Origin of the sequence: Kosakonia sp. (assembly GCF_032104925.1) — a bacterium.
Lineage (GTDB): Bacteria > Pseudomonadota > Gammaproteobacteria > Enterobacterales > Enterobacteriaceae > Kosakonia.
Map to the genome: position 1 here is coordinate 493,648 of NZ_DAMCGF010000003.1, position 15,631 is coordinate 509,278.

The 15,631-nt window shown below is 54.9% G+C and carries 13 protein-coding genes; all 13 read right to left on the reverse strand.

What is annotated here, in order from left to right; genetic code table 11:
- Nucleotides 1-5: 5 nt before the first annotated feature.
- On the reverse strand, nt 6-1,535 hold the full coding sequence (nuoM, locus tag RT644_RS08505; protein WP_020454522.1) for an NADH-quinone oxidoreductase subunit M: 1,530 nt from the start codon (nt 1,533-1,535) through the stop codon (nt 6-8).
- A 234-nt stretch (nt 1,536-1,769) separates the two neighbouring features.
- Entirely contained in the window at nt 1,770-3,611 is a 1,842-nt protein-coding gene (nuoL, locus tag RT644_RS08510) for an NADH-quinone oxidoreductase subunit L (protein ID WP_313626374.1), read from the reverse strand.
- Nucleotides 3,608-3,910 (reverse strand): NADH-quinone oxidoreductase subunit NuoK, encoded by a 303-nt coding sequence (gene nuoK, locus RT644_RS08515; RefSeq protein WP_002463445.1) that lies wholly within the window; start codon nt 3,908-3,910, stop codon nt 3,608-3,610. Before nuoK ends, nuoL begins: the two co-directional genes overlap by 4 nt.
- On the reverse strand, nt 3,907-4,461 hold the full coding sequence (gene nuoJ / locus RT644_RS08520) for an NADH-quinone oxidoreductase subunit J (protein WP_017458592.1): 555 nt from the start codon (nt 4,459-4,461) through the stop codon (nt 3,907-3,909). The genes nuoK and nuoJ overlap by 4 nt, the downstream gene beginning before the upstream one ends.
- Nucleotides 4,462-4,472: 11 nt before the next feature.
- Complete coding sequence (gene nuoI, locus RT644_RS08525; RefSeq protein WP_017458593.1) at nt 4,473-5,015, reverse strand: NADH-quinone oxidoreductase subunit NuoI; 543 nt, start codon at nt 5,013-5,015, stop codon at nt 4,473-4,475.
- A gap of 14 nt (nt 5,016-5,029) precedes the next feature.
- Nucleotides 5,030-6,007: an NADH-quinone oxidoreductase subunit NuoH gene (gene nuoH, locus RT644_RS08530; RefSeq protein ID WP_017458594.1), complete on the reverse strand. Its 978-nt coding sequence runs from the start codon at nt 6,005-6,007 to the stop codon at nt 5,030-5,032.
- Nucleotides 6,004-8,730, reverse strand: coding sequence for an NADH-quinone oxidoreductase subunit NuoG (gene nuoG, locus RT644_RS08535; RefSeq protein WP_020454524.1), 2,727 nt, complete (start codon nt 8,728-8,730; stop codon nt 6,004-6,006). The genes nuoH and nuoG overlap by 4 nt, the downstream gene beginning before the upstream one ends.
- 90 nt (nt 8,731-8,820) lie before the next feature.
- Nucleotides 8,821-10,158 (reverse strand): NADH-quinone oxidoreductase subunit NuoF, encoded by a 1,338-nt coding sequence (gene nuoF / locus RT644_RS08540; protein ID WP_020454525.1) that lies wholly within the window; start codon nt 10,156-10,158, stop codon nt 8,821-8,823.
- Nucleotides 10,155-10,655, reverse strand: a complete 501-nt coding sequence (nuoE, locus tag RT644_RS08545; protein ID WP_017458597.1) for an NADH-quinone oxidoreductase subunit NuoE — start codon at nt 10,653-10,655, stop codon at nt 10,155-10,157. The genes nuoF and nuoE overlap by 4 nt, the downstream gene beginning before the upstream one ends.
- Nucleotides 10,656-10,657: 2 nt before the next feature.
- A complete protein-coding gene (gene nuoC / locus RT644_RS08550) occupies nt 10,658-12,460 on the reverse strand; it encodes an NADH-quinone oxidoreductase subunit C/D (RefSeq protein ID WP_020454526.1) in 1,803 nt (600 codons plus the stop codon).
- An 89-nt stretch (nt 12,461-12,549) separates the two neighbouring features.
- The gene (gene nuoB / locus RT644_RS08555) at nt 12,550-13,224 is read right to left on the reverse strand and encodes an NADH-quinone oxidoreductase subunit NuoB (RefSeq protein ID WP_007371088.1); all 675 of its coding nucleotides are present in this window, start codon (nt 13,222-13,224) and stop codon (nt 12,550-12,552) included.
- A gap of 15 nt (nt 13,225-13,239) precedes the next feature.
- Complete coding sequence (nuoA, locus tag RT644_RS08560) at nt 13,240-13,683, reverse strand: NADH-quinone oxidoreductase subunit NuoA (protein WP_017458599.1); 444 nt, start codon at nt 13,681-13,683, stop codon at nt 13,240-13,242.
- Nucleotides 13,684-14,308: 625 nt separating this feature from the next.
- On the reverse strand, nt 14,309-15,247 hold the full coding sequence (gene lrhA / locus RT644_RS08565; RefSeq protein ID WP_045512998.1) for a transcriptional regulator LrhA: 939 nt from the start codon (nt 15,245-15,247) through the stop codon (nt 14,309-14,311).
- Between the last annotated feature and the right edge of the window lie 384 nt (nt 15,248-15,631).

The window sequence follows — 15,631 nt, forward strand, 5'->3', positions numbered from 1 at the left end:
GCGATTTACGGCCTTGTAGTAGTAACAGAATTAACAAACCACTGCTGGATATTGCCCATCGCGGCATGCGATGTATCCAGAATCGGCTGCGGATAGAAGCCAAGCAGTACCAGAAGCACAACCAGGATCAGAATCATAAACAGCTCGCGCAGCGACAGACCCCGCAGTTCCTGGCTGGCGAGTTCGCTTTTCGCCTTGCCGAAGTAAGCACGATGCAGCATCGCCAGCGAGTACACCGACGCGAACACCAGGCCGAAGGTGGAAATCACCGTGATCGTCGGCACAACCTGGTAGCTGCCGAACAGGATCATGAATTCACCCACGAAGTTACCGGTACCCGGCATCCCAAGCGTTGCGACGGCAAAGAACATTGACAGCGCCGGCAGCCACTTAATTTTGCTCCACAAGCCGCCCATCATACGCATATCGCGCGTATGCAGACGTTCGTACAACTGGCCGCACAGAATAAACAGACCCGCAGCGGAAAGACCGTGGGCAATCATCTGAATCACCGCGCCCTGGTAAGCAAGCTGGCTGCCGGTGTAGATAGCAATCAGTACAAAGCCCATGTGAGACACAGAGGTATACGCGATCAGACGTTTGATATCGGTCTGGGTGAAGGCCATCCACGCGCCGTAGAAGATACCGATCACGCCAAGCCACATGGCGATAGGCGCAAACTCTGCCGACGCGTTCGGGAACAGCGGCAGCGAGAAGCGCAGCAGACCGTAAGCGGCGGTTTTCAGCAAGATGCCCGCGAGGTCAACGGAACCGGCGGTCGGTGCCTGCGAGTGCGCGTCTGGCAGCCAGCCGTGCAGCGGCACCACCGGCATTTTTACCGCAAAGGCGATAAAGAAACCGAGCATCAGCAGATATTCGACATTGCCGGACATCGGCGTCTTCAGCAAATCTTCGTAAGCGAAAGTCCATACGCCGGTCGCGTTGTAGTGCACCAGCACCAGCGCCAGGATGGCAATCAGCATGACCAGGCCGCTCGCCTGGGTATAAATGAAGAACTTGGTCGCCGCGGTAATACGCGTCTTCCCGTCGGAGGCTTTATGGCCCCACAGCGCGATCAGGAAGTACATCGGCACCAGCATCATTTCCCAGAAGAAGAAGAACAGGAACATGTCGATGGCAAGGAACACGCCGATAACGCCGCCGAGGATCCACATCAGGTTCAGGTGGAAGAAGCCCTGATATTTCTCGATTTCACGCCAGGAGCAGAGCACCGCCAGCACGCCGAGGAAGCCGGTCAGCACCACCATCAGCAGCGACAAACCATCCATCGCCAGATGAATGCTAATGCCAAAGCGCGGGATCCAGTCATGCTTGAACGTTTCCTGCCACTGCGGAAGGCCGGTGACTTGCGTCAGAGAATAGCCGCCCTGCAACCAGAGTTGCAGAGAAAGCGCCAGCGTCAGTCCCATGGTGATCAGCGCGATCCAGCGCGGCACCTTCACGCCGAAGCGCTCGGTCTGCCAGCAGAGGAAGCCGCCGATAAAGGGAATCAGAATTAGCCAGGGTAGTAACATGGCGATTTTTGTTCCTTGTTTAAGTCCGTCTCAGGCTATCTTGCTCGTCATAGCGAACCCCGGCTGTGCTCGCAATCCTCACGTACATCTGTACGCTCCGGTTGCTCTGCGCAGGCGGTGTCCACTCTGACTTCACCGATAACGCCTGTCCATTCGGACCAGATTTTCAACGAATTTCTAAAAATTCTCTTTCCGTTTGCAGGCCGGCTAAGCGCACTCAGCCGGCCAACAAACTCAGCGCAATACCATCAACAGCGCCAGCACGACAACCGCGCCAATGCTCATGGATGCCACATACCAGCGCAGGTAGCCGTTCTCGCTAAACAGCAGACCTTTGCCTGCGAAGCGGGAAAGGATCGCCGGGATGTTCATCAGCGCATTGAGCGGATCGCTCTTCAGCAACCATGCGATACCGAGGTATGGCTTCACAAAGACGCGATCGTAAAGCCAGTCGAAGCCCCAGGCATTGAACCACCAGGTACCGAAGAAACGCCCCGTTGCGCTGTTGGCAATCGAATGCACCAGTGTGCGGTTACCCAGCCACAGCCAGGCTGCCAGCAGGATACCGATAATCGCTACCGCACCGGATGCCACTTCCAGCATCACGACACTGCTGTGCGCAAGCTCGGTGGTTTCCGGCAACACGCCTTTCAGCGGCGGCACGATCATCGCGCCAACAAAGGTAGACAGCACCAGCAACACGATCAGCGGCAGATGATGGGTAATCCCCTTCCCTGCATGCGCGTGGATTTGTTCTTTTCCGTGGAAAACAATGAAAATCAGACGGAAGGTGTAGAGCGATGTCATAAAGGCACCGACCAGGCCTGCAATCATCAGATTGATATGACCATTTGCTACCGCACCAGCAAGGATTTCGTCCTTACTGAAGAAGCCTGCGGTGATCATCGGCAACGCGGACAGCGCCGCACCACCGACCAGGAAGCAAACATACACCAGCGGAATCGACTTACGCAGGCCACCCATTTTGAAGATGTTCTGCTCGTGATGACACGCGAGGATCACCGAACCGGAGGAGAGGAACAGCAGCGCTTTAAAGAACGCGTGCGTCATCAGGTGGAAAATCGCCGCATCCCACGCCTGTACGCCCAGCGCCAGGAACATGTAACCAATCTGGCTCATGGTGGAGTATGCGAGCACACGTTTGATATCGGTCTGCACCAGCGCGGCGAAACCCGCCATCAGCAGCGTTACGGCACCCACAATACCCACCAGATGCAGCACTTCCGGCGTCAACAGGAACAAGCCGTGCGTACGTGCAATCAGGTAGACACCGGCGGTAACCATCGTCGCCGCGTGGATCAGCGCAGAAACCGGGGTCGGGCCAGCCATCGCATCCGCAAGCCAGGTCTGCAACGGCAGCTGCGCGGATTTACCCACCGCACCACCCAGCAGCATCAGCGTCGCCCACATCAGCATGTTATTGCCGTTGGCGAAGTGCTGCGGTGCCAGTTCAACCATTTCGCGGAAGTTCAGCGTGCCCAGTTCGTTGTAAAGAATGAACAGTGCGAAAGCGAGGAACACGTCACCCACGCGGGTAACGACGAACGCTTTCATCGCCGCGGCGCCATTCTTCGGATCGGTGTAGTAGAAACCAATCAGCAGATAGGAGCACAGACCCACACCTTCCCAGCCGAGGTACATCAACAGCAGGTTATCACCCAGCACCAGAACGACCATGCTGGCGATAAACAGGTTGGTGTAGGCGAAGAAGCGGGAGTAACCCTCTTCACCACGCATATACCAGGAGGCGTACATGTGGATCAGGAAGCCAACACCGGTAACCACGGAAAGCATGGTCAGAGAGAGGCCATCCAGCACCAGATTGAAGCCGATGTTGAAATCACCGACCGCCATCCACGTCCACAGCGGTTTTGCGAAAGGTTGCTGGCCGTGATTGAAGAAATCAACGCCCGCATACGCGGTAACCAGCGCAGCCAGACCAATCGACCCGACACCTACGGTTGCGGAAACATTTTCCGACCAGCGGCCACGGGAAAACGCCAGCAGCACAAAGCCAATAAAAGGAAAAATAATGGTTAAGGCGAGCATGTTCATCCACGCATCTCACTTACTGAATCGATATTCAGATTCTGGCGGCGACGATGGAGTTGCAGCAGCAACGCCAGGCCAATGCTCGCTTCGGCAGCCGCGAGGCTAATGGCGAGAATGTACATCACCTGTCCGTCGGTCTGACCCCAGTAGCTGCCCGCGACCACAAAGGCCAGCGCAGCGGCGTTAATCATGATTTCCAGCCCAATCAGCATAAACAGCAGGTTGCGGCGGATAACCAGACCGGTCAGCCCCAAAACAAACAAAATCGCAGCGAGGATCAATCCATGTTGCAACGGGATCATGCGTGCTCCTCCGTTTTTCTTTTCGCGCGGTCTTCCGTGCGATTGCTCAGCACTTCGCCCGGGCGGTCTTCGCGTCCCAGATGGAAAGCAACAACCAGCCCCGCCAGCAGCAGCATCGAAGCCAGTTCTACCGCCAGTACGTAAGGACCAAACAGCGTAATGCCAACCGCTTTCGCGCCAATCGCCGTCCCCTCGATACCCTGATCGTTAACGCCGAGGATGGCGTAAATCATTACCACCAGCAGCACTGCGGAGAGCAGCGCCGGGCCAATCCAGATTTGCGGCGACAGCCAGTTGCGCTCCTGCTCGACCACGGTATTGCCGAGGTTCAGCATCATCACCACAAACACAAACAGCACCATGATGGCCCCGGCGTAGACGATGATCTCCAGCGCCCCGGCGAAGTATGCGCCGAGTGAAAAGAAGACCCCGGCAATCGCCAGCAGAGACACAATCAGATACAGCAACGCGTGTACCGGGTTGGTATGCGTAATCACGCGTACCGTCGTCAGGATGGCGACCAGGCCACAGATATAAAAAGCGAACTCCATTGCCCCTCTCCTTACGGTAACAGGCCCTTGACGTCGATAGGCTTGGCTTCATTTTCCGCTTCGCCTTTATCTTTGCCGTCGATTGCCATACCTGCCATCCGGTAGAAGTTATATTCCGGGTATTTGCCCGGACCGGAGATCAGCAGATCCTCTTTTTCGTACACCAGATCCTGACGTTTGTATTCGCCCATCTCGAAATCCGGGGTGAGCTGAATCGCCGTTGTCGGGCACGCTTCTTCGCACAGACCGCAGAAAATGCAGCGCGAGAAGTTGATACGGAAAAATTCCGGATACCAGCGGCCGTCCTGCATCTCCGCTTTTTGCAGCGAGATACAGCCGACAGGGCAGGCTACCGCACACAGGTTACAGGCAACGCAGCGCTCGGAACCGTCCGGGTCGCGCGTCAGCACGATACGGCCACGGTAGCGCGGTGGCAGATAGACCGGCTCTTCCGGGTACATACGCGTTTCGCGTTTGGCGAACGCATGCAGGCCAATCATCCAGATACTACGAACCTGGGTGCCGAAGCCCACGAGTAATTCTTTTAAAGTCATGGTCTTTTCACCCCTTATTGCGCTTGCCAGAGAATGACAGCCGCCGTTCCCAGCAAGTTAATCAGCGTCAATGGCAGGCAGACTTTCCAGCCGAAGGACATCACCTGGTCATAACGCGGACGCGGCAGCGCGGCGCGGATCAAAATGAACATCATCATAAAGAACGCGGTTTTCAGCGCGAACCAGATGAATGGCGGTAACAACGGTCCTTGCCAGCCACCGAAGAACAGCGTGACCATCAGCGCGGAAATGGTGACGATACCGATGTACTCCCCGACAAAGAACAGGCCGAACTTCATACCGGAATATTCGATGTGGTAACCATCCGCCAGCTCCTGCTCCGCTTCCGGCTGGTCAAACGGGTGACGGTGACACACCGCAACGCCCGCGATCGCGAAAGTCACAAAACCGAAGAACTGCGGGATAACGTTCCACAAACCGGCCTGGTTGTTAACGATGTCGGTCATGTTGAATGAACCGGCCTGCGCAACCACACCCATCAGGGAAAGCCCGAGGAACACTTCATAGCTCAGAGTCTGCGCGGAGGCACGCATCGCACCGAGCAACGAGTATTTGTTGTTACTCGACCAGCCAGCGAACAGCACCGCGTAAACTGCCAGACCCGCCATCATCAGGAAGAACAGGATCCCGATATTGAGGTCGGCCACCACCCAGGTGGGGCTGACCGGCACAATGGCGAACGCTAACAGCAACGAGGTAAAGGCAATCATTGGCGCAAGAGTAAAAATCACGCGGTCCGAAAAGCGCGGGATCCAGTCCTCTTTAAAGAACATCTTGATCATGTCCGCCACCAGCTGGAGTGAACCACCCCAGCCTACGCGGTTCGGCCCGTAACGGTTCTGGAACAGACCGAGCAGACGACGTTCACCAAAGCTCATGAACGCACCGCAGGTGACCACCACCAGCAGAATGACGACCGCTTTCAGAATGCTTAACAGAATGTCGATAACATCCGGTGTTAACCAGCTCATGCTTGCGCCTCCTGCAGATTTTCAAGACGTGCTCCGGCCAGTACCGGCGCGATACCCGGCATCCCCATTGGCAGACCAACCTGCCCTGCCACCAGACCTTCCGAAACCTGCAACGGCAGGCTGATCGTCTGCCCTTCGTAAGTGAAGGAGATATGCGCGCCCGCGTTCACGCCAAGCTTCGCGGCGTCTGCCGGGTTCAGCTTGATGTACGGCTGCGGCATGCGGCTCTGGAACACCGGAGAGCGCTGCGACAATTCATCACTGCCAAACAGGTGATAGTAAGGCGCGATACGCCACTTGCCATCCTGCGCTTCGAACGCGCCTGGTACGGTAGTGAAATAATCAAGACCGCTTTCAGACGCTTCGATCAGGCGTACGCCCGGATCGCCGTGACGCAGGTGACCACCCACTTCGTCCTGGAATTTGTTCCAGGCCTGCGGGGAGTTCCAGCCCGGCGCCCATGCAAACGGAATTTGCGAACGCGGCGCGGACGGCTGGTTGTTCCCTTCCATTGAGAAAGCGAACATGGTGTCTTTGTCCTGCGGCTGACGCGGTTCGTGCACGCTGATATTGGCGCGCATCGCGGTGCGTCCACTGTAGCGGTGCGGTTCACGCGCCAGTTTCTGACCACGAATGCGGAAGCTGGCATCCGGCGCGGCGTCTTTAATACCGGCCAGCTGCGGCAGCGCTTCAATAGCCGCGTCGATCACATGATCAAGCTGCGTCCAGTCCACTTCGCGGTTTTGCACGGTGCTGTGCAGCGAGTGCAGCCAGCGCCAGCTTTCCAGCATCAGCGTTTTGCTGTCGTAATAGGTCGGGTCATACACCTGGAAGAAGCGCTGCGCGCGGCCTTCGTTGTTGATGACCGTACCGTCGCTTTCAGCGAAGCTGGCTGCGGAGAGCACCAGATGAGCGCTGTCCATAATGGCGGTGCGCTGATGATCAACCACCAGCACCAGCGGCGCTTTCGCCAGCGCCGCGTCAACGCGGGCAGCAGAAGCGTGACGGTGCAGATCGTTTTCCAGCACGACAACGGCGTCAGCACTGCCGCTTTCCAGCTCAGCCAGCGCGTCATCGAGGCTACCGCCACCGATAAGCCCCAGCCCCATGCTGTTTACCGAACGGGCAATCATGGTGATGCCGACATCAGAACCACGGCCTTTCAGCGCTTTAGCTACGTTTGCCGCCGCCTGAATCACCGCCGTGCTACCGGCGTTAGTTCCGGAGATAATCAGTGGCTTTTTCGCCCCGGCTAATGCCTGAACAATCACATCCACTTTGCTTTTCAGGTCATTGCTCAGACCGTCAACCGCAGGAGACGCGTCGTCCAGCGCATGCGCGATGGCGAAACCTAAGCGAGCCTGATCTTCTACCGGTGCGCAGTAGGTCCACGCTGCGATATCGTCCAGACGGGTACTGTCGACGTTGGTAACAAACAGCGGATGTTTAGCACGCTGACCAATGTTCATAATCGCCGCGATCTGCCAGTCGGCCACTTTTTGCGCCGCCGCCATTTCGCGTGCTTTGCCTTTCACCGCCTGACGAACCGCCAGCGCGACGCGCGCGCCGGTCTGGGTGATATCTTCCCCAAGAACCAGAACCGCATCATAGGATTCAATTTCACGCAGCGCCGGGGTACGGATGCCGCCTTCGCGCAGCACTTTCAGCGCCAGCTCAAGACGTTCCTGCTCACCTTTGGCAATACCGGTGTAGAAGTTTTCTGCACCAACCAGTTCACGCAGCGCGAAGTTACTCTCTACGCTTGCGCGCGGAGAACCGATACCGATCACTTTCTTCGACTGACGCAGAATATCCGCCGCACCCTGCATCGCCTGTTCGGCGTTGAGGGTAATCAGATCGTCGCCACGGCGCTGAACCGGCTGGCGCGGTCTGTCTTTCAGGTTGACGTAGCCATAGCCAAAACGACCACGGTCACAAAGGAAGTAGTGGTTAACAGTACCGTTGTAACGGTTTTCGATGCGGCGCAGTTCGCCATAACGTTCGCCAGGGCTGGTGTTACAACCCAGTGAACACTGTTGGCAGATGCTCGGCGCGAACTGCATATCCCACTTACGGTTATAACGCTCGGAGTGGGTTTTATCGGTGAATACGCCGGTCGGGCAGATTTCCACCAGGTTGCCGGAGAATTCGCTCTCAAGCACGCCGTCTTCCGGGCGACCGAAGTAGACGTTGTCATGGGCGCCATACACGCCAAGATCCGTGCCGTCCGCATAGTCTTTGTAGTAACGCACGCAGCGGTAACAGGCGATACAGCGGTTCATTTCGTGAGAGATGAACGGGCCGAGATCCTGATTACGGTGCGTACGTTTGGTGAAACGATAGCGACGGAAGCTGTGACCGGTCATTACGGTCATATCCTGCAGGTGGCAGTTGCCCCCTTCTTCGCAGACCGGGCAGTCGTGCGGGTGGTTGGTCATCAGCCACTCGACCACGCTTTCACGGAACTGCTTCGCTTCGTCGTCATCAATAGAGATAAAAGTACCGTCGGATGCCGGTGTCATACAGGACATTACCAGGCGGCCACGCGTGTCTTCCGCGTTTTGATATTGCTTCACCGCACACTGGCGGCACGCACCCACGCTCCCCAGCGCCGGATGCCAGCAAAAATAAGGAATATCAAGGCCTAAAGAGAGACACGCCTCAAGAAGGTTGTCTGCTCCGTTTACCTCGTATTCTTTGCCGTCTACATGAATAGTAGCCATTAGCATGCTTCCAGTTGTCTCAGTCAGCGACTAAGAGTTAATCAAAATTCTGTTCGCGTTCCCCTCATCTGTCTGATGAGGGGAGAACCATTACCAGCGCGCTTTCAGCAAGTTTGGCTGGATACCGCCAATTGCATGGGTATTGCTGAATTGCTGTTTAATGCCCGCTTCGAACTCTTCGCGGAAATATTTAATCGCGCTCTGTAACGGTTCAACCGCACCTGGCGCATGCGCGCAGAAGGTTTTACCCGGCCCGAGTTGACGACACAGTTGCTCAAGTGTCTCGATATCTCCAGGCTGGCCTTCGCCGCGCTCCAGCGCACGCAGGATTTTCACGCTCCACGGCAGACCATCGCGGCACGGCGTACACCAGCCGCAGGACTCACGAGCGAAGAACTCTTCCAGGTTGCGTACCAGCGACACCATGCCAATTTCATGGTCAACGGCCATCGCCAGCGCCGTACCGAGACGGCTGCCCGCTTTACCGATGCTTTCAAACTCCATCGGCAAGTCGAGGTGCGCTTCGGTCAGGAAGTCAGTACCTGCCCCGCCCGGCTGCCAGGCTTTAAATTTCAGGCCATCGCGCATACCGCCTGCGTAATCTTCAAGGATTTCACGCGCGGTGGTGCCAAACGGCAGCTCCCACAGACCCGGATTTTTCACGCGGCCAGAGAAGCCCATCAGCTTAGTGCCCGCATCTTTGCTGGTCGAAATGTTCTGATACCACTCAACGCCGTTCGCCAGAATCGCCGGGACGTTGCACAGGGTTTCGACGTTGTTAACACATGTCGGTTTACCCCACACGCCGGAACTGGCCGGGAACGGTGGTTTGGAGCGTGGGTTAGCGCGGCGGCCTTCCAGCGAGTTAATCAGCGCCGTTTCTTCGCCGCAGATATAACGTCCCGCACCGGTATGCACGAACAGTTCGAAGTCGAAACCGCTGCCAAGAATGTTCTTGCCGAGCAAACCGGCTTCGGTTGCTTCCGCAATCGCGCGGCGCAGATGCACCGCCGCTTCAATATATTCACCGCGCAGGAAGATGTAGCCACGGTAGGCTTTCAGCGCGAATGCCGAAATCAGCATCCCTTCCACCAGCAGGTGCGGCAGTTGCTCCATCAGCAGGCGGTCTTTATAGGTGCCCGGCTCCATTTCATCGGCGTTACACAGCAGGTAACGGATGTTCATGGATTCGTCTTTCGGCATCAGGCTCCACTTCAGGCCCGTGGAGAAGCCCGCGCCACCGCGACCTTTCAGACCAGAATCTTTAACCGCGTTGACAATCTCATCCGGCGCCATGCCGGTCAGCGCTTTGCGCGCACCGGCGTAACCGTTTTTGCTCTGGTACTCTTCGAGCCAGACCGGCTGTTTGTCATCGCGCAGACGCCAGGTCAGCGGATGCGTTTCAGGAGTACGGATAACTGTTTTCATTTATACCGCTCCAGCAAGTCAGGGATCGCGTCCGGCGTCAGATGGCTGTGAGTATCCTCATCAATCATCATGTTCGGGCCTTTATCGCAGTTACCCAGACAGCAGGTCGGCAGCAGCGTAAAGCGACCATCGAACGTTGTCTGGCCCGGTTTGATCTTCAGGTGGCTTTCAATCGCTGATTGAATGCCCTGATAGCCGGTGATGTGGCAAACCACGCTGTCGCAATAGCGAATAACATGGCGGCCAACCGGCTGGCGGAAGATCTGGCTGTAGAAGGTTGCCACGCCTTCGACATCGCTCGCCGGAATACCCAGCACATCAGCGATGGCGTAAATTGCGCCGTCCGGCACCCAACCACGCTGTTTCTGAACAATCTTCAGCGCTTCAATGGACGCCGCACGCGGGTCTTCGTAGTGGTGCTTCTCGTGCTCAATTGCCTCACGCTCTGCCGCACTCAGCTCAAAAGCCTCGGTTTGTGGTTGTTGATTCTCGTGCATAATTAGCGATCCACATCTGACATAACAAAATCGATACTACCCAGATAGACAATCAAGTCTGATACCAGGCTGCCGCGGATGGCCGACGGGATTTGCTGCAGGTGCGCAAAACTCGGGGTACGAACGCGGGTGCGGTAGCTCATGGTGCTGCCGTCGCTGGTCAGGTAGTAACTGTTAATACCCTTGGTTGCTTCAATCATCTGGAAGGATTCGTTGGCCGGCATTACCGGGCCCCACGACACTTGCAGGAAGTGAGTAATCAGGGTTTCGATATGTTGCAGCGTGCGCTCTTTCGGCGGCGGCGTAGTCAGCGGGTGATCCGCTTTGAACGGGCCTTCCGGCATGTTGTTGAGGCACTGCTCAAGAATGCGCAGGCTCTGGCGCAACTCTTCAACTTTCAGCATCACGCGGGTGTAACAATCGCTCACGCCACCGCCAACCGGGATTTCAAAGTCGAAATTTTCGTAACCGGAGTACGGGCGCGCTTTACGCACGTCAAAATTGATGCCGGTCGCACGCAGGCCAGCACCGGTCGTGCCCCACTCCAGCGCTTCTTTTGCGTTGTAAGCGGCAACGCCCTGTGAGCGGCCTTTCAGAATGGTGTTACGCAGTGCCGCTTTCTCGTAAGAGGCCAGACGTTTTGGCATCCAGTCGAGGAATTCGCGCAGCAGACGATCCCAGCCACGCGGCAGATCGTGCGCCACGCCGCCAATGCGGAACCAGGCCGGGTGCATACGGAAACCGGTGATCGCTTCCACCAGATCGTAGATTTTCTGACGATCGGTAAAGGCGAAGAACACCGGCGTCATTGCGCCTACGTCCTGGATGAAGGTTGAGATATAAAGCAGGTGGCTATTGATGCGGAACAGTTCAGACAGCATCACGCGGATCACGTTGACGCGATCCGGCACGGTGATACCGGCCAGTTTTTCTACCGCCAGCACGTAAGGCATTTCGTTTACGCAACCGCCGAGATATTCGATACGGTCGGTGTAAGGAATGTAGCTGTGCCAGGACTGGCGCTCACCCATTTTCTCCGCGCCACGATGGTGGTAACCGATATCCGGCACGCAGTCGACGATCTCTTCGCCGTCCAGTTGCAGGATGATACGGAACGCACCGTGCGCAGAGGGGTGGTTCGGACCGAGGTTGAGGAACATAAAGTCCTCGTTTTCGGTGCCGCGTTTCATGCCCCAGTCTTCCGGCTTGAAGGTCAACGCTTCCATTTCCAGATCCTGTTTGGCTTTGGTCAGCTCAAACGGATCGAATTCGGTTGCGCGCGCCGGGTAATCTTTACGCAGCGGGTGACCCGTCCAGGTTTGCGGCATCATGATGCGCGTCAGGTGCGGGTGACCATTAAAGGTAACGCCAAACATCTCCCAGGTTTCACGCTCATACCAGTTGGCGTTCGGGAAAAGTTTGGTCATCGTCGGCACATTCAGATCGTTTTCGGCCAGCGCCACTTTCAGCATGATGTCGCGGTTGCGATCGATGGAAATGAAGTGGTAGAAAACGGAAAAATCCGCGGCGGGCAAACCGGCGCGGTGTGTGCGTAGACGTTCATCCATGCCGTGCAAATCGAACAGCATGACGTACGGTTTCGGTAATTTCTTTAAGAAATCGACCACTTCCAGCAACTGCTCACGCTTAACCCAAACAACGGGTACCCCGGTGCGGGTCGCCTGAACGGTAAAGGCATCCGGCCCAAAACGGTTGCGCAATTCGCCAATGACCGGATCATCCAGATGATCCCGGGTCTGCCATGCGGCTTCTTGCGCAGTTAAATCGGTCATATTGTTCACCATTGCAAAGGGTCCGTGGTGACTGTTGGGTATGGCTTCGCGTTATTGGATTATTGAAATGCGAAGTTTCTTCCATTACCCACAGGCGCAAATTAAATCTCGTCCGGCGTACGCAGATTGGTCACGGCGATACGCTCGCCACGCTTACGGTCGCGTTCCGACTGCATATTGGCGCGATAAACGCCCTGATCGCCAACCACCCATGAGAGCGGACGACGCTCCTTGCCAATCGACTCCTGCAGCAGCATCAGCGCCTGCATATAGGCTTCAGGACGCGGCGGGCAGCCTGGGATGTAAACATCCACCGGGATAAATTTGTCGACGCCTTGTACGACTGAGTAGATGTCGTACATACCGCCAGAGTTGGCACAGGCGCCCATGGAGATAACCCATTTAGGTTCCAGCATCTGGTCGTAAAGGCGCTGAATGACCGGCGCCATTTTGGTAAAGCATGTGCCCGCTACCACCATCAGGTCTGCCTGACGAGGAGATGCACGCAGCACTTCCGCACCAAAACGCGCAACGTCGTGCACCGCCGTAAAGGATGTCACCATCTCTACGTAACAGCACGACAGGCCAAAGTTATATGGCCAAATTGAGTTTTTACGTCCCCAGTTCACCATATCGTGCAGGGCATTCTCGAGTTTGCCCATGTAAACGCTACGGTTAATTTCTTGTTCCAGGGGGTCGGTTACGATCTCCTGTTTCTGCAGGGGGTAACGGTCGTTCTCACCGTTAGGATCTATGCGGGTGAGCGTATAATCCATCTTATTGCCTCGCGGTTAGCGTTGACTGTCAGTGTAGCTGTTAGTCTCTGGGTTGATTTGCTCACGGCGCGAACGCACGGGCGTCCAATCCAGCGCGCCAATACGCACCAGATAAACCAGACCAGCCAGCAGCACTAATATAAAAATTGCGGCTTCGACAAACCCGACCCAACCACTCTCGCGAATGGAGGTTGACCATGCGTATAAATAGAGCGCTTCCACATCGAAGATGACGAAGAACATGGCCACCAGGTAGAACTTGGCGGATAGACGTAAGCGAGCGGAACCGACGGAGTCGATACCCGATTCGAAAGGAACGTTTTTGTGCCTCGCGCGTGCGCGACCGCCCAAAAACCGACCGCCGATCAGCATCAGGCAACACAGGCCAATGGCGACAATAAGAAAGATAGCGAATGCCCAGTGATGAGCGATGATTTCAGTGGATGTTGACATACGCATTGCTTAACTCAAAAGGTAGCGTTATTACCTCTGCTCTTGCTGGCAGATGACGCCACATCGATTCACGGGGAGGAATAAAAAACCACACATTAACTGTGTAAAAGGCGAAAACAGCTAAACGATGTGGGTTTTTACTCCTTTCTATAACCTTTTGTCAACTTTAACAAAGGTTTCCTCACATTAGTTTACATCGGCAGCAATTCATTAACATTTAGTGCCGTTTTCTTGAACGGCTTCAAACATTCACAAGAAATATCCAGGTGTTGAATCGTGTCCGTAGCGAGGTTTTACACTAATTACCCGCTTATTTTGACAGGATTTTGTCCGGATTCCTCCCCCTCAACGGGAGTATTTTCTTGATCTGAGACACGCTTTTGTTAATTCATTCAGTGAAACAGCAACAATCCGCCTTGATTTTTAACATGACCAGCAGGCATGAAAGACTATAGTTGAAAAAAGGAGATCTTGCTGTGAGTGATATTAAATTATTGAAAGAAAGAATAATTTTCAGGAATGGGGTTTCTGTGATTCATCATCTGTGCGCAAAATGAACCGATAACCGCTTTTTTGCCGCCAGCGGTTCATTTTTGCACTTACATTTTGTTACCAGATTTGGCAGGGGATGTTAGCTAAAATCCCCTTCGATAACCAGCGGATCGCCTCCTCCTTCAGGAGTACCGCCGCTGTAATGCCAGGGGTTTTGATAATGTTCCATGGCCTGGAAAATTACCTGTGCCAGCTCATTGCGGCTTTGCGGGTTATAACAGAGCAAATATTCCGTATCCGGCAACAGCGGCAGCCCTTCGGCTCTGCCCAGCACGCGCAAATCAGGGCTCATCATTTCCACCGGCCGCGCGGTTACACCTAATCCGGCTTTTACAGCAGCTTTGACCGCCGACAGCGACGAAGCAACATAAGCCATACGCCAGGGAATATCCGCATCATTCAGCGAATTGATGACCATATCGCGAAATGGGCTGGGCTCATCCAACAGAACCAGTGGTATCGCCTCACTTTTCTGTAACACGTACTCAGCCGAGCAGTACCAGTGCGTGGGCGATGTGCGTAACGTCAGGCAATCGAATTGCGCGGAACGGTGAGTCGTCACCACGAGATCAACATCATGCTCTTGTTCGCGTTCGTCAGAAAAGGGGTTGCGTTTCACGCGCACATCAAGAGCCAACTTCGGGTATACCGAGCTAATACGATTAAGCAAAAACGGTAAAATGGTGTCCGCAGACTCATCAGAAGCACCAATAGTTAAGACGCCCTGAAGGTTGCTAAACATTAACGACGTGCATGCTTCGTCATTGAAACGTAAGATCTTTCGCGCATATCCCAGTAACTGAATACCATGTTCAGTTAACAGTTTATTGCGGCCATGACGGGCAAATAATTCTTTTCCCACTAATTGTTCAAGCCGCTGCATTTGCTGACTTACGGCGGATTGTGTGCGACAAACTGCAGCAGCGGCCGCAGCAAAAGTGTTTAGATCGGCGACCGCAACGAAAGTTCTCAGCAGATCGAGGTCGAGATTCAATATCGGACGATTTGCATTTATCATAATTTTTCACTTACGGGTCGTTCGCGCGGAGTGACCCGGGTTTATGCTGTGCTCGTAAGATTAAGTAATTCCATTTAAAAAGTGCATCCAGCAGGTTTATAACCAGGTAAAGCTGGCAGTCGTTCAGGTGTTTATAGTTCGCTGTCTAACGCAAGCTGAACTCGATGGCTTTATTTCGCCTTCTGCCATTCCTTTTAGATATATAAAAGATGCCAAAGCGCGTTATTCCTTTTAAGAAAAACATGTTTGTGCAACGTTCATAGGCTATACATAGCACTGCGCCATATAGAACCAGCCTATATAACTGGTCAGAATTAAAAGCGAGTAATAACAATCAACTACAATTAAGAAATAAACCTTAACTAAAGCAAGGCCTTTGGTATC

What these genes read in the sequence shown, in the direction of transcription:
- nuoM (WP_020454522.1), bottom strand. Translation starts at nt 1,535, where the DNA reads ATGTTACTACCCTGGCTAATTCTGATTCCCTTTATCGGCGGCTTCCTC.
- nuoL (WP_313626374.1), bottom strand. Translation starts at nt 3,611, where the DNA reads ATGAACATGCTCGCCTTAACCATTATTTTTCCTTTTATTGGCTTTGTG.
- nuoK (WP_002463445.1), bottom strand. Translation starts at nt 3,910, where the DNA reads ATGATCCCGTTGCAACATGGATTGATCCTCGCTGCGATTTTGTTTGTT.
- nuoJ (WP_017458592.1), bottom strand. Translation starts at nt 4,461, where the DNA reads ATGGAGTTCGCTTTTTATATCTGTGGCCTGGTCGCCATCCTGACGACG.
- nuoI (WP_017458593.1), bottom strand. Translation starts at nt 5,015, where the DNA reads ATGACTTTAAAAGAATTACTCGTGGGCTTCGGCACCCAGGTTCGTAGT.
- nuoH (WP_017458594.1), bottom strand. Translation starts at nt 6,007, where the DNA reads ATGAGCTGGTTAACACCGGATGTTATCGACATTCTGTTAAGCATTCTG.
- nuoG (WP_020454524.1), bottom strand. Translation starts at nt 8,730, where the DNA reads ATGGCTACTATTCATGTAGACGGCAAAGAATACGAGGTAAACGGAGCA.
- nuoF (WP_020454525.1), bottom strand. Translation starts at nt 10,158, where the DNA reads ATGAAAACAGTTATCCGTACTCCTGAAACGCATCCGCTGACCTGGCGT.
- nuoE (WP_017458597.1), bottom strand. Translation starts at nt 10,655, where the DNA reads ATGCACGAGAATCAACAACCACAAACCGAGGCTTTTGAGCTGAGTGCG.
- nuoC (WP_020454526.1), bottom strand. Translation starts at nt 12,460, where the DNA reads ATGGTGAACAATATGACCGATTTAACTGCGCAAGAAGCCGCATGGCAG.
- nuoB (WP_007371088.1), bottom strand. Translation starts at nt 13,224, where the DNA reads ATGGATTATACGCTCACCCGCATAGATCCTAACGGTGAGAACGACCGT.
- nuoA (WP_017458599.1), bottom strand. Translation starts at nt 13,683, where the DNA reads ATGCGTATGTCAACATCCACTGAAATCATCGCTCATCACTGGGCATTC.
- lrhA (WP_045512998.1), bottom strand. Translation starts at nt 15,247, where the DNA reads ATGATAAATGCAAATCGTCCGATATTGAATCTCGACCTCGATCTGCTG.